Source organism: Deinococcus aetherius, from assembly GCF_025997855.1.
GTDB lineage: Bacteria > Deinococcota > Deinococci > Deinococcales > Deinococcaceae > Deinococcus > Deinococcus aetherius.
This window is the reverse complement of sequence record NZ_AP026560.1, coordinates 1,351,263-1,364,679: the sequence shown is the minus strand read 5'-3', so window position 1 is coordinate 1,364,679 and position 13,417 is coordinate 1,351,263. Positions and strand designations below refer to the sequence as shown.

The 13,417-nt window shown below is 67.1% G+C and carries 13 protein-coding genes; 6 read left to right on the top strand and 7 right to left on the bottom strand.

The window, feature by feature from the left end:
* The first annotated feature begins 54 nt into the window (after positions 1-54).
* Entirely contained in the window at positions 55-603 is a 549-nt protein-coding gene (locus DAETH_RS06845; RefSeq protein WP_264777401.1) for a protein-methionine-sulfoxide reductase heme-binding subunit MsrQ, read from the top strand.
* A gap of 3 nt (positions 604-606) precedes the next feature.
* Here DAETH_RS06845 and DAETH_RS06840 read toward each other — a convergent pair whose 3' ends face one another.
* From DAETH_RS06840 to DAETH_RS06830, 3 genes are read right to left on the bottom strand one after another with little or no spacing between them, the layout of a single operon-like run.
* Positions 607-1,392, bottom strand: a complete 786-nt coding sequence (locus tag DAETH_RS06840; RefSeq protein ID WP_319993738.1) for an amino acid ABC transporter ATP-binding protein — start codon at positions 1,390-1,392, stop codon at positions 607-609.
* Positions 1,393-1,449: 57 nt separating this feature from the next.
* Complete coding sequence (locus tag DAETH_RS06835) at positions 1,450-1,944, bottom strand: HIT family protein (protein WP_264777165.1); 495 nt, start codon at positions 1,942-1,944, stop codon at positions 1,450-1,452.
* Entirely contained in the window at positions 1,944-2,570 is a 627-nt protein-coding gene (locus tag DAETH_RS06830) for an HIT family protein (RefSeq protein WP_264777164.1), read from the bottom strand. Before DAETH_RS06830 ends, DAETH_RS06835 begins: the two co-directional genes overlap by 1 nt.
* A 49-nt stretch (positions 2,571-2,619) precedes the next feature.
* Between DAETH_RS06830 and DAETH_RS06825 the strand changes: the two genes are divergently transcribed.
* Both DAETH_RS06825 and DAETH_RS06820 read left to right on the top strand, forming a co-directional pair.
* Positions 2,620-3,576, top strand: coding sequence for a TAXI family TRAP transporter solute-binding subunit (locus DAETH_RS06825; RefSeq protein ID WP_264777163.1), 957 nt, complete (start codon positions 2,620-2,622; stop codon positions 3,574-3,576).
* Positions 3,577-3,656: 80 nt separating this feature from the next.
* On the top strand, positions 3,657-5,822 hold the full coding sequence (locus tag DAETH_RS06820) for a TRAP transporter permease (RefSeq protein ID WP_406585097.1): 2,166 nt from the start codon (positions 3,657-3,659) through the stop codon (positions 5,820-5,822).
* Positions 5,823-5,927: 105 nt separating this feature from the next.
* On the opposite strand, the gene DAETH_RS06815 is transcribed toward DAETH_RS06820, so the two are convergent.
* The 3 genes from DAETH_RS06815 to DAETH_RS06805 form a co-directional block, all read right to left on the bottom strand.
* Positions 5,928-6,719 (bottom strand): amino acid ABC transporter permease, encoded by a 792-nt coding sequence (locus DAETH_RS06815; RefSeq protein WP_264777162.1) that lies wholly within the window; start codon positions 6,717-6,719, stop codon positions 5,928-5,930.
* A 183-nt stretch (positions 6,720-6,902) separates the two neighbouring features.
* A complete protein-coding gene (locus DAETH_RS06810) occupies positions 6,903-7,658 on the bottom strand; it encodes an ABC transporter substrate-binding protein (protein ID WP_264777398.1) in 756 nt (251 codons plus the stop codon).
* Between the two features lie 170 nt (positions 7,659-7,828).
* Positions 7,829-9,034, bottom strand: coding sequence for an ABC transporter ATP-binding protein (locus tag DAETH_RS06805; protein ID WP_264777161.1), 1,206 nt, complete (start codon positions 9,032-9,034; stop codon positions 7,829-7,831).
* A gap of 260 nt (positions 9,035-9,294) precedes the next feature.
* Here DAETH_RS06805 and DAETH_RS06800 point away from each other — a divergent pair, with 260 nt between their 5' ends.
* Positions 9,295-9,918: a LysE family transporter gene (locus tag DAETH_RS06800; RefSeq protein WP_264777160.1), complete on the top strand. Its 624-nt coding sequence runs from the start codon at positions 9,295-9,297 to the stop codon at positions 9,916-9,918.
* A gap of 65 nt (positions 9,919-9,983) precedes the next feature.
* Here DAETH_RS06800 and secA read toward each other — a convergent pair whose 3' ends face one another.
* Positions 9,984-12,593, bottom strand: coding sequence for a preprotein translocase subunit SecA (gene secA, locus DAETH_RS06795; protein WP_264777159.1), 2,610 nt, complete (start codon positions 12,591-12,593; stop codon positions 9,984-9,986).
* 145 nt (positions 12,594-12,738) lie between these two features.
* On the opposite strand from secA, the gene DAETH_RS06790 reads away from it, so the two are divergent.
* Both DAETH_RS06790 and DAETH_RS06785 read left to right on the top strand, forming a co-directional pair.
* Positions 12,739-12,993: a type II toxin-antitoxin system Phd/YefM family antitoxin gene (locus DAETH_RS06790; RefSeq protein WP_264777158.1), complete on the top strand. Its 255-nt coding sequence runs from the start codon at positions 12,739-12,741 to the stop codon at positions 12,991-12,993.
* Complete coding sequence (locus tag DAETH_RS06785; RefSeq protein ID WP_264777157.1) at positions 12,993-13,415, top strand: type II toxin-antitoxin system VapC family toxin; 423 nt, start codon at positions 12,993-12,995, stop codon at positions 13,413-13,415. Before DAETH_RS06790 ends, DAETH_RS06785 begins: the two co-directional genes overlap by 1 nt.
* The last annotated feature ends 2 nt before the right edge of the window (positions 13,416-13,417 follow it).

Below are 13,417 nucleotides of genomic sequence, written 5' to 3'. Positions count from 1 at the left end.
CTCCCCTGGCTCGTCCCGGGGGTGACGGCGGGCGGCCTGCTGCCCGTGGCCCTGATGCTGCTCGACGCCTGGACGGGGGCGCTCGGCGCGAATCCGGTGCAACGCGCCCTGCACCAGACCGGCCTCCTCGCCCTCGTGCTGCTGATCCTCTCGCTCGCCTGCACGCCGTTGAGGCTCGTGTTCCGGTGGACGTGGACCGCCCGCATCCGCCGGGCACTCGGCCTGCTCGCCTTCGGGTATGCGGCCCTGCACTTCCTGATCTACCTGTTCGACCAGGGGTTCGTGCCGGGAACCATCCTCACCGACGTGCTGGAGCGGCCCTTCATCACCGTCGGCTTCACGGCGCTCCTGCTCCTCGTGCCGCTGGCGCTGACGAGCCGGGCGGACTCGGTGCGGCGGCTGGGATTTGCCCGCTGGCAACGGCTGCACCAACTCGTCTACGTGTCGGTCAGCCTCGCCGCCCTGCACTACTGGTGGGGGGTCAAGAAAGACCACACCGCCCCGCTGATGTACGCCCTGGTGATCGCGGCGCTGTTCGCGGTGCGGGTGGTCTGGAAGCGGCGGCAGCCTGTTCGGGGGCGGGCCACACAGCCGGGCGACTGACCCTCAGTGCCCCAGAATCTTGCCCAGGAACGCCTTCGCGCGTTCGTGCTGGGGGTTGGTGTAGAAGGCTTCCGGGGTCGTGTCCTCCACGATCTGGCCCGCGTCGAAGAAGAGGATGCGGTCAGCCACCTCCCGCGCGAAGCCCATCTCGTGCGTGACGACGAGCATGGTCATGCCGCCCCGCGCGAGGTCTTTCATCACGTCGAGCACCTCCTTGATCATCTCGGGGTCGAGGGCCGAGGTCGGCTCGTCGAAGAGCATCACCTTGGGGTCCATCGCCAGGGCGCGTGCGATGGCGACGCGCTGCTGCTGCCCGCCCGAAAGCTGCGCCGGGTACTTGTGCGCCTGCTCCTCGATCCCGACGCGCCGCAGGAGTTCCAGCCCCCGTTTCTCGGCCTCGGCCTTGCTAGTCTTCCGCACGCGGATGGGGGCGAGGGTGATGTTCTCCAGCACGGTGAGGTGCGGGAAGAGGTTGAAGGACTGGAAGACCATCCCCACCTCGCGGCGGATGGCGTCGAGGTTGCGGGCGCCCTGAAGGGGAATGCCGTCCACCGTGATGCTCCCGCCGTCGTGGGGGTCGAGGGCGTTGATCGTGCGGATGAAGGTGCTCTTGCCGCTGCCCGAGGGCCCGATGATGACGACGACCTCGCCGGGCCGGACACTCATGCTCACCCCGCGCAGGGCGTGGAAGTTCCCGAAGTGTTTCTGCACGTCCTGCGCGACGATGATGGGCCCCGCCGCCGGGGCACTCGTGCTGGTGGGCTGGGTGCTGGTGCTGAGCTGGGTCATGGGGGGAGTGTACAGGCTGCCGGAAGAGGGGAGGTTGAGCGGCGACTGCGACTCACCTCACGTCCCTCGCGGTTCAACCTGAGCTTGTAGAGCAGCCCGCAGCCTCCGCGCGTACGGCACCCGTTCCTCCGGTGAGGTCGTTCGACGACGGTCGGTGAGCGCGTACAGGCTATCGCCCTCGTAGCGGGGAAAAACGTGCAGGTGGTAGTGCCACACGTCCTGCCCGCCGCCCGGCTCGTTGTGCTGCCGCGTCGAGGTGCCGTGGCAGCCATAGGCCGACTTAAGGGCGAGTGCGATCCGTCGGGCGACCGCGTAGATGGCCGCACTATACTCGTCGGGAAGCTCGTAGATGTTCTCGAAATGCGCGTTGGGAGCGACGAGGACGTGGCCGGGGTTGTTCGGCCACCAGCCCGCCGCGACGAAGGCGGTGACCTTCCCGGTCTGGAAAACGATGTCCTCGGGTTGGGTCCGCGCCCGCCGCCCGCCACGAACGACCTCGCAAAAGGGGCAGAAATAGCCCTCGGGAGCGTGGTGGTACGTAGCCTTGACCATCACGGCTGGTCCTGGTTCATGACGAGCGTCCTCTTCAGACGTTCTCTCAACCGCGCGGTGAGGTCCGTCATCTCCTCCCGGGTCAACTCGACGACGCCGTGTTCCGCCATCAGGAAGTGGAACTGCTGTTCGTCGTAGGGGACGCCGGGGGGCAGGGAGACGACGTGCCAGTGGACGTGGCTGTTCCCCTGGTCGCTGCCGAGGGAGAGGATGTAGACCCGCTCGGTCGGCAACTCCTGCCGCAGGGCTTCGGCGACGTGGTACACGACCGTCTGAAGGCGCAGGTACTCGGCGAGCGTGAAGTCGTGCGTGGCCCCTTCCCTGTGCTCGCGGGGGACGACGAGCGTATACCCCGGTGCCTGGACGAGTTGCCTGCCCTCCCCATTCGGCGCGCGGGCCAGGAACACCACCGCGAGGTCGTCCTCGTACAGCATGTGATGGTGATGGTTGGGGTTCCCCTTCAGGAACTCGCAGATGAAGCACGGCCCCGTCCGCGTGCGCCGTACGTAACTCTCCAGGTCGAAAGGCCGCCGTTCCCGCATGGCCGACCGTAACACGGCCGCCGCCGCACTCCGGCCCACCTTTCCTGGAACCGCCTCCACTCCCGGCTCCATGCTAAAATTCACGCCACCCGCCACGCAGGCAACTGCCCAACGTTGCCCACAAGGAGCACCCATGAAGAAAGTCTTGACCGCCCTGCTGCTCGGCACCGCCGCCGTGGCCTTCGCGCAGGGCACCACCTTCCTGACCATCGGTTCGGGCTCGACCACGGGCGTCTACTTCCCGGTCGCCACCGGGATGGCGAAACTCATCAACGACTCGGGCAGCGGCGTGCGCGCCAACGCCCGCTCGACCGGGGGCAGCGTGTTCAACGTGAACGCCCTGGGAACGGGCGAACTCGACGCCGCCATCGCGCAGAACGACATCGTGTACTACGCCTACCGGGGCACGGGCATCCAGGCCTTCCAGGGCAAGGCGAACAACAAGCTCCGCACGATGGCGGTCCTCTACCCCGAGGTGCTGCACGTCATCGCCCGCAAGGACGCGGGGATCAACTCCATCGCCGACCTCAAGGGCAAGCGCGTGGTCATCGGCGACCTGGGCTCGGGCACCGAGCAGACGGCGCGGCAGGTGCTGGAGGCCTACGGGCTGAGCTTCGACGATCTGGGGCAGGCGCTGCGCGTGTCCCCGGCGCAGGGCATCACCCTGATGCAGGACAAGCGCGCCGACGCCCTCTTCTACACGGTCGGCGTGGGCGCCAGCGCCATCTCGCAGATCGCGCAGACGGTGGACGTGAAGGTGGTGCCGGTGAGCGGCAACCAGGCCGCCGCCCTGATCAAGAAGTACCCCTTCTACGTGCGCTACAACATCCCCGCCAAGAGCTACAAGGGCGTGGGCGCCACCGTCCCCAGCGTGGCCGTCCAGGCGACCCTGGTCACCACCACCGGGGCCAGCGAGGACGCCGTCTACAAGGCGATGAAGGCCGCCTTCGGCAACGAGGCGGAACTCAAGGCGCTGCACCCCAGCCTCGCCACCAACTTCTCGTACGAGAAGGCCGTCAAGGGTCTGCCCGCGCCGCTCCACCCCGGCGCGCTCAAGTTCTTCCGCGAGAAGGGCCTGAACGTCAAGTAAGCGCCCTCAGGGCCGGAACCCGGGCCAGCCGCCCAACCCTCGCGGCTGGCCCCCTTTGTTCGAGGAAGGATGAGCACGCTGTGAGTGACCCCACCAGACCGATCTCCACCGACCCCAGCCTGGGCATGACCGAGGGGGAACGCCGCGCCATCGAGATGGTCGAGGCCGCCGAGACGGGCGGGCGCAAGCTGTTCGGGGGGCAGCGGTGGCTGGTGACTGCCCTCGCCGTCGCCTGGTGCCTTTTCCAGATGTACGCGGCGCAGGTCGGCACCCTCGACCCCATCGTCCTGCGGGCGACCCACCTCGCCTTCGCCTTCGCGCTGGGCTACCTCGTCTTCCCCTTCCGCAAGACGCCGGGCAAACCGCAGGTCGGCGTGCCGTGGTTCGACTGGATTCTGGGGGCGATTGCCACCGCGAGCGCCGTCTACCTGATCGTCCAGTACCCCACCATCGCCAACGTGCAGGGCGGGGTGCTCACCTCACCGGATGTGTGGGTGGGGAGCGCGATGGTGATTCTGCTCCTCCTCGCCGCGTGGCGCACCATCGGGATCGCCATGCCCATCGTGGCGCTCGTGTTCATGCTGTACGCGCTGACCGGGCCCAAGGGCCTGATCCGGGGCGACCTGGGGCCGCAGCTTCAACTCCACGCCGGGCAGACCTGGCCGCAGGTCGTGGGGCAACTCTTCGCCAACACCGAGGGCATCTTCGGCACGGCCATCGGCGTCTCCGCGCAGATCGTCTTCCTGTTCGTGCTGTTCGGGGCGATCTTCGACAAGCTCGGGGCGGGCGACTGGTTCATGAACGTCGCTCAAGGGCTCCTCGGCGCCTTCCGGGGCGGCCCGGCGAAGGCGAGCGTGCTCTCCAGCGCCCTGAACGGCATCATCAGCGGGTCGGCGGTGTCGAACGTGGTCACGGGCGGCAACATCACCATCGGCACGATGAAGCGGGTGGGGTACTCCGCTGAGAAGGCGGGCGCCATCGAGGTGGCGAGCAGTTCCAACGGCCAACTGATGCCCCCGGTGATGGGCGCGGCGGCCTTCATCATGGCGCAGAACCTCAACATCGAGTACCGCAGCCTCATCCTCGCCGCCGCGATTCCCGCCTTCCTGTGCTACTCCGCCCTGCTCGTCGTGACGCACATCGAGGCGCTGAAACTGGGGCTGCGCGGCCTTCCCCGAAATGAACTTCCCCGCGTGCGGCAGACGCTCCTCTCCGGCTGGTACTACCTCGTCCCGCTCGTCTACCTGATCGGCACCCTGACGATCAACCCGGAGGCCACCCCCGAGCGGGTCGCGCTGAACACCATCTTCCTGATGATCGCCATGATGTTCGCGCAGGAGGCGTGGCGGGCGACCCGGGACGGGCGGGGCGTGGGGCGCGGTCTGGCGGACGGCGGGCGAATGCTCGTCCAGGCCTTCGAGAGCGGCGCCCGCTCGATGATCGGCATCGCCATCGCCACCGCCGCCGCCGGGATCATCGTCGGGATCGTGACGATCACCGGGCTGGGCTTCGGGCTCGCCGACATCGTGCAGCTCGTGAGCAACAGCTTCCGCGACCTGCTGACGGGGGTCGCGGGGCTGATTCCGGGGGTCAACGTCACTGCGGTCGCCGCCTTCGGGGCCATCCTGATCGTGCTGTTCATGGCGCAGCTCATCGCCCTGATCCTGGGGATGGGGCTGCCGACCACCGCCAACTACATCCTGATGAGCGCGTTGATCGTGCCCATCATCGCCAAGATCGCGGGTCTGGACACGGGCAACCCGGCGCAGATGCTCCCCGTCCACATGTTCGTCTTCTACTTCGGCATCATGGCGGATTCCACGCCCCCCGTCGCCCTGGCCGCCTTCGCCGCCTCGGCGATCAGCGGGGGCAATCCGGTGGCGACGGGCGTGCAGGCCTTCCAGTACGAACTCCGAACGGCCCTGCTCGCCTACATGATGTTTTTCAATCCGTCACTCCTGCTGATCGCCAATAACCGGCTCGGCGGTCTGCCCTGGGGCGAGGCCATCCCCATGATCCTCTTCGCCTTCATCGGCCTCGTCGCCTTCAGCGCCGCCACCCTGCGCTACCTGCACCGCCGCACGAACCTCCTCCAGACGCTGATCCTGCTCGTCGCGTCCTTCATCCTGATCATCCCCACCCACATCTTCTGGAACCTCGCCGCTCTCGGACTGATCGCCGTCGTGTACTTCTGGCAGAAGGCGGGGAGCCGGAACGAGCCGCCTGCGGTGGTGGCGACAGCCTGAGGGAGAGTCGCGAGTCGCCAGTTTCCAGGCACCAGGAAAAAGCCCCCGAAGCGTCAGGCCGGGGGCTTTTGCTGTTTCTGCTGGCGACTGGCCGCTGGCGACTCTCTACCTCGTGGCGATCTTTACCCGCTTCTCCAACTGATCCGTGAACAGCGTCATCACCGTCGTCAGGGCGAGGTAGACGCACGCGACGGTCGTGAGCACCGGGATGGGCAGGAAAGTCTCGCTCGACACCCGCGACCCGGCGAGGGTGAGTTCGAGCAGGGCAATGGAGGAGGCGAGCGAGGAGTCCTTGAGGAGCGCGACGAGGTTGTTCACCAGGGGCGGCACGACGATCCGGAGGGCCTGCGGCAGGATGATGGTGTTCATGGTCTGCCCGCCGCTGAGGCCCAGGGAGCGCGCCGCCTCGCCCTGCCCGCGCGGGATGGCGAGGATGCCCGCGCGGATCACCTCGGCGTTGTACGCGCCCACGTTCAGGGCGAGGGCGATCACCGCCGACCAGAACTCGTTGAGTTCCAGCCTGATCCCGACCGATTGCAGGAGGGGCGGCAGGGCGTTGTACACGAACAGAATCTGCACGAGAAGCGGCGTGCCCCGGACCAGCCAGACGAAGAGCCCGGCGGGCGCCCGCACGAGCCACACGGCGCTCGTCCGCGCGATGCCCACCAGGATGCCGATCACCAGCCCGATCAGCCCGCTCACCAGCGTGAGTTGCAGGGTCATCCGCGCCCCCTGCACGAACAGGTCGGCGCGGGGGCCGATGGGGTCGGGAATCCGGCGCAGGATCAGGGTGATCACGAAGAACAGGAGCAGGAAGGCGGCGGCCGCTCCCACGAGCCACACCAGCAGGTTCACCCCGCCGGGGGGTTGCCGGGGCGCGGTCCTTTGGGCCGTCATTCGTCGTCCTCAGCGGGTGAGGCGGAGCGGAATGAGGGATGAATTGTCATTGGCCGATCATCCCACAAATCCGCGCCCCCGGCACCGCCTCCATAGACCGCCCGTGCTCTAGAACTGACGTTCCACACGAGAAAAACCCCGGTTGCACGGGGCAACCGGGGTTGGAAGGGTGGGCCTCGCCGCTCAGCGGCAGCGGATGTCCTGGCCGAAATACTGGTTGCTGATCTTGGCGTAGGTGCCGTCCTGCTGCGCCTTGGTGAGGGCGGCGTTGAGCTCCCTCAGCAGGCTGCTGTTCCCCTTCTTGACCGCCATGCCGATGCGCTCGTTGAACAGCAGGTCACCCTGCACGAGCTTGCCCTTCTGCGCCTTCACGAGGTCGAGCCCCGTGAACTTGTCGCCCACCCAGGCGTCGGTGCGGCCCGCGAGCAGGGCGGCCTGGGCGTCGGTGTCCTTGGGGAAGGTCTTGACCGAGCCCACGCCGGGCACCTTCTGGACGTTCTGGAGGTATGTGGTGCCCACCTGCACGGCCACCGTCTTGCCCTTCAGGTCGGCGGCGGTCTTGGGGCCGCCCACCCGCGAGACGATGGAGCCGCCCGTGCAGTAGTGCGGGTTGGAGAAGTCCACCGCCCGCGCCCGCTCGGGGGTGATGCCGTGGCTGGCGATCACGAAGTCGTAGCGGTCCTGGTTCAGGCCGATCAGGAGGTTGTCGAAGGGCTGGGTCACCCACTGCACCTTGAGGCCCATCCCCTTGGCGAGCGCGTTGGCGAGGTCCACCTCGAAGCCCGTGAGCTGATTGCCCTTGAGGAGGTTGAAGGGCGGGAAGGCCCCCTCCGTGGCGATCCGAACGGTGCCGCTCTTCTTGATCTCGTCCCAGGTGCGCGCCTGGGCGGCGCTGGCGAGCAGGGTCAGGGCGGTGAGGGTCAACAGGGCTTTCTTCATCATGCGGGTTCCTCCAGTGTCAGGTTGGGCGGGATGCCCCGGCACTTTAGCGTCCAGATGAAGGTGGAAGAAAGAGCGCGCGGATGAGGAACCTGACCCGGCTCACACGAACCGGGCCCGAACGAACAGCGCCGCCCCCACGAGGAAGGCGGCGCTGAGGTGTGGAGGGTTCAGTCGTCGGCGGAGACGCTGCCCAGGTTGACCACGCGGCGGGACGAGTCGTCGTCGTACTGGTAGCCCAGGCCAAGGGTGTCGGCCTGACCGCGCGTGCCGGTCGGCGTGCCCCGGTCGATGGCGGCTTCCGAGTCGTTGTCGAAGGCGTGCAACCGGGTCTGGTCGATCAGCAGGTCGATGGAGTCGCCGGGTTGCACGATGGCCTGTCCCTCCACCTTGGCGGTGAGGGTCTGCCCGTCCACGTCGATGATCAGGTCGGTCTGGGCGCCCAGCGGCTCGACGACCACGACCTTACCGCGCAGGACGTTCGTGCCCTGGGGGATGTCACTCATGCCCACGATGCCCAGGTGCTCGGGGCGGATGCCCATGGAGACTTCCCTGCCCTCGTAGGCCCGCAGGCTCTGCGACAGACGACCCATTGGGGCGATGCGGCTCCCGCCGATCACGAACTCGCCGTTCTGCACCCGGCCCGTCAGGAAGTTCATGCTCGGGCTGCCGATAAAGCCCGCCACGAACTTGTTCTGCGGGAAGTCGTAGAGGTTCATGGGCGTGTCGACCTGCATGATCACGCCGTCGCGCATCACCACGATGCGGTTGCCGAGCGTCATCGCCTCAACCTGGTCGTGCGTCACGTAGATGATCGTTGCCCCCAGGCGGCGGTGAAGCTGGCTGATCTGCGAGCGCATCTCCACGCGCAGCTTCGCGTCGAGGTTGGAGAGCGGCTCGTCCATCAGGAAGACCTTCGGCTCGCGCACGATGGCGCGGCCCATCGCCACGCGCTGACGCTGACCGCCCGACAGCTCCTTGGGCTTGCGGCCCAGCAGGTGCTCGATCTGGAGGATCTTGGCCGCGTCACGCACCCGCTTGTCGATCTCGTCCTTCGGCGTCTTGCGGAGCTTCAGGCCGAAGGCCATGTTCTCGTAGACGTTCATGTGCGGGTAGAGCGCGTAGTTCTGGAAGACCATCGCGATGTCGCGGTCCTTGGGAGGCACGTCGTTCACGATCCGGTCCCCGATGCGCAGGGTGCCGTCGGTGATGTCCTCCAGGCCCGCGATCATGCGCAGCGTCGTGCTCTTGCCGCAGCCCGACGGCCCGACGAACACCATGAACTCGCGGTCCCCGATGTGGAGGTTGAAGTCCTTCACCGCGTGGTGCTTGGTGCCGTAACGCTTGTTGATGTGCTCCAGAACGACTTCCGCCATGATGAGCCTACCTTTCGCCCCTGCTCTTGCCCGTGAGTGTGCCCCTGGAATGGGGTGAGTCGGGCAACCGGGGTACGAGAACGAGAGTCCCGGGGTTTACGCTGACGCTGGGCTGACGGGTGAAGTTTACCACGGGCGAAGCGCGGCGGGACAGGGGTGCTCGATCATTCTCGTCTTCCTGGGGCGACGGGGGACCCACCCCGGGACGAACGTCCACGCGGGCGCGTCAAGAGGTGTTCCGGGTGTGGCGAGGTAAGGCTGTGAACGTCCTCGCCACGCTCTTCGTCATGCATCTGCTCGCCATCATGACGCCCGGGCCAGACTCCCTCCTGGTGGCGAGGACGGCGGCGAGCACCTCGCGCCGGGCCGCCCCGTTCGCCGCGTTTGGCATCACGGTCGGCAACATGTTGTGGGCGGGTCTGGCGCTGGGTGGGCTGCACCTGATGTTCGAGCGCGTGGTGTGGCTGCAAACCGCGCTCAAGGTCCTGGGGGGCGCGTCCCTGGTCTACCTGGGGGTGCAGAGGTGGCGCGCGTCCCTGGCCGGAGCACGCGGCGATGAGCCACACGTCGCCGCCCGGGTACCAACGACTGACCTCGTGGCCTTCCGCACCGGGTTCCTCACGAACGTCGCGAACGTGAAGGCGGTGGTGTACTTCAGCGGCATCTTCGTCACCTTTCTGATGCCGACGACGGCGAGCATGAAGACGGCGATGTTCGTCATGGTGCTGTTGGAGGCGGCGGCCTTCTTCAGCGTGATGGCGCTGCTCTCGCTGCCCGGGCCGCAGAGGGCGTACCGCCGGGCGACGGCCTGGATCGACCGGACGGCGGGGGCGGTGTTCGCCGCCTTCGGGGTGCGGCTCCTGCTGAGCAGCCGAACTCACTGACGCCACGCCACCGCAAAAGCGAGGGGGCGCGAGCCGCCCTGGCCCACGCCCCCTCTTCAACAGCCTCAGGCCGCCGTGCCGAACTCCATGCGGAAGACGTACTTCGTCACTTCGCCCTTGATGTTGTCGATCATGTCGTTGAACATGTTCGTCGCCTCGAACTTGTACTCCGTGAAGGGGTCGCGCTGCCCGTACCCGCGCAGACCGATGCCCTGCCGCAGCACGTCCATGCCGTGCAGGTGCTCCTTCCAGTGCTGGTCCACGACCTGAAGCAGCACGTAGCGGCTGAGGCTGTTGAGCATCGTGGGGCTGAGTTCGTCCTTGCGGGCGTCGAAGGTATCCGCCACCGCGCCCAGGAGGTGCGCGTGCGCGTCCGCCGGGGTCATGGCGCGCAGGGCCTCGAAGTCGTAGTCGCCGAGCTGGGGCACCGCGTCAATCATGTTCGTCCGCAGAGTCTCCAGGTCCCAGGTCTCGGGCGCCTGGTCGGCGGGCGCGTGTATGGCGAGCTGCATCTCCGCGAAGTCGCCGATCATCCCCTCGGTCGACTCCTCCACGTCCTCGTCGGCGCCGAGCAATACCTCGCGGCGCTGGGCGTACACGGTGTCGCGCTGCTTGCTCATCACGTTGTCGAATTCCAGCAGTTGCTTGCGGATGCCGAAGTTGCGGTCCTCGACGCGGGCCTGCGCACGCTCGATGGCCCCCGTCACCATCTTCGCCTCGATGGGCTGCGTGTCGTCCATTCCCAGGCGGTCCATCATGGCGACCACCCGGTCGTTGGCGAACAGGCGCATCAGGTCGTCCTCGAAGGAGACGTAGAAGCGGCTGCTCCCCGGGTCGCCCTGACGCCCCGCGCGGCCCCGGAGCTGGTTGTCGATCCGGCGCGACTCGTGCCGCTCGGTGCCGATGATGTGCAGGCCGCCGAGTTCCTGCACCCGGGCGCGGTCGGCGATGGTGTCGGTCTGGAGCTGCTGCGCCTGCCGGATGAACTCGCGGGTCATGCCGGGAATCTGCATCCCCAGCCGCTCGGCCTCGGGGTCCTGGCGGCTGATCGCCTTGATGAAGGCTTCCACCTCCGGCGCGTAGCGGCTGAGGCCGAGCTGCCCCTCAATCGCCTCGCCCAGGATGTACTCCGCGTTCCCCCCCAGCATGATGTCGGTGCCGCGCCCCGCCATGTTGGTGGCGATGGTGACGGTGCCCGAGCGGCCCGCCTGCGCGATGATGCTCGCCTCCTGCGCCTCGAACTTGGCGTTCAGGACCGCGTGCTGGATGCCTGCCTGTCCCAGCAGTTCGCTGAGCTGCTCGCTGGTGACGATGCTGGCCGTGCCGATGAGGACCGGGCGCCCGGTCGCGTGCATCTCCCTGACTTCCTCCACGACCGCCCGGTACTTGCCCAGCCGCGTGCGGTACACGAGGTCCTCGGCGTCCTTGCGGATGATCGGCCTGTTCGTGGGGATGACCAGCACGTCCGAGCCGTAGATGTCGAGGAACTCCTTTTCCTCGGTCTTGGCGGTGCCCGTCATTCCGGCGAACTTGTTGTACAGGCGGAAGAAGTTCTGGTAGGTGATCGTGGCGAGCGTCTGGTTCTCGTTCTCGATCTTGACGCCCTCCTTCGCCTCGATGGCCTGGTGCAGCCCCTCGCCGTAGCGGCGCCCCGGCATCGAGCGGCCCGTGAACTCGTCGATGATGATGACCTCACCCTCGGCGTTCACGATGTAGTCCTTCTCGCGGTGGTAGAGCTCCTTGGCGCGGATCGCCTGGGTGATCATGTGCGCCTTGTCCATGTTCTCGGGGCTGTAGAGGTCGTTCAGCGACAGCAGCCGCTCGATCTTGGAGATGCCCCCCTCGGTGAGGTGGACCTGCTTGCCCTTCTCGTCGATGGTGTAGTCGCCCGTGGGCTCGGCGCGCTTGCCGGGCTCGGCGGGCTCGCCCCGTTGCAGGCGGCGGATCAGCTTGGCGTACACGTAGTACAGGTCGGTGGCCTTCTCGGCGGCTCCCGAGATGATCAGCGGCGTGCGGGCCTCGTCGATCAGGATGGAATCCACCTCGTCCACGATGGCGAAGTTCAGCGGATTGTCGGCCCGCAGCACGAGCTGGTCGCGGCTCTGGGCCATGTTGTCGCGCAGGTAGTCGAAGCCCAGCTCCGAGTTCGTGACGTAGGTGATGTCGCAGGCGTAGGCGGCCTGACGCTGGTGCGGTTGCATGTCGCGGGTGATGAGGCCGACGCTGAGCCCGAGCGTCCGGTAGAGCAGCCCCATCTCCTCGGCACCGACGCGGGCGAGGTAGTCGTTCACGGTGACGAGGTGGGTGCCCTTGCCCTCCAGAGCGTTGAGGGCGAGGGCCAGCGTGGCGACGAGCGTCTTGCCCTCGCCCGTGCGCATCTCGGCGATGCGGCCCTGGTGCAGGGCGGTGCCGCCGATGAGCTGCACGTCGTAGTGCCGTTTGCCGATGGAGCGGCGACCGGCCTCGCGGATCAGGGCGAAGGCGGGGACGAGCACGTCGTCGAGGGACTCGCCGCCCTCCTGCACCCGCTTGCGCAGGGCCAGAAAAGCCTCGGCGAGGTTCTCGACCCTCATCGTCTCTTCTTCGAGCGCGTTCACGGCCTGCACCACCGTTTTCACGATGCGCTGCACGTCGCGCTGGTTGTTGTCGAACACTTTGTTCAGGACACGGAACATGACACCGGAGTATAGCGCGCTCTTGGTCACGCCCGCCTGACAAGTTCAGTGAGACGGGCGTAAGGAAGTTGAGCAGCAGGGGCTCAAAAGTAGGAGGCTTCAGGATGCTATTTTCTGGTCAGAAAGACCAGAAGGGGGCGAAGATATGACCAAGCTCGTGAAGTTGCAGGACGCCAAGGCCAACCTGAGCCAGCTCATCCGCGAGGCGGAGGCGGGCGAGACGGTCATCGTGACGCGGCACGGGAAACCGACGGTGCGGCTGGTGGTGGTGGAGCCGGAGGGAGAGGTGGGGCCGGTGCGCATGGGGATCGAGACGTTCCGCAGCATTCCCAAGATCGAGGACCTGGAATTCGAGCGGGACCGGACGCCCTGGGGCGACATCGAACTGGACTTCGATTGATGGCCTATCTGCTGGATACCAACGTCATCAGCGAAACGGCCAGGGCACGTCCACAGCCCGCCCTGGTGCAGCTCCTTACAACCACACCGCTTTCCGATCTATATCTCAGCGCGGTCACTTTTGGGGAGGTGGAGTACGGCGTCCAGAAACAGACCGACCCGGCCAGGCGACTGCAACTCCGCGCCTGGGTGGACGATGTTCTCCTTCCAGACTACGAGGGACGCATCCTGCCCGTCACCGGGGACGTGATGGTGACCTGGGCGCAACTCGTCCTGCGCAGCGGCAAAACGCCCGGGCAACTCCCCCGAATGGACTCGCTCCTGGCCGCGACGGCCCTCCACCACCGCCTCACCCTCGTCACCCGCAACGCCGCCGACTTTCAGGCACTCGGCGTGCCCTTCCTCAACCCCTGGGAGGGCTGAGC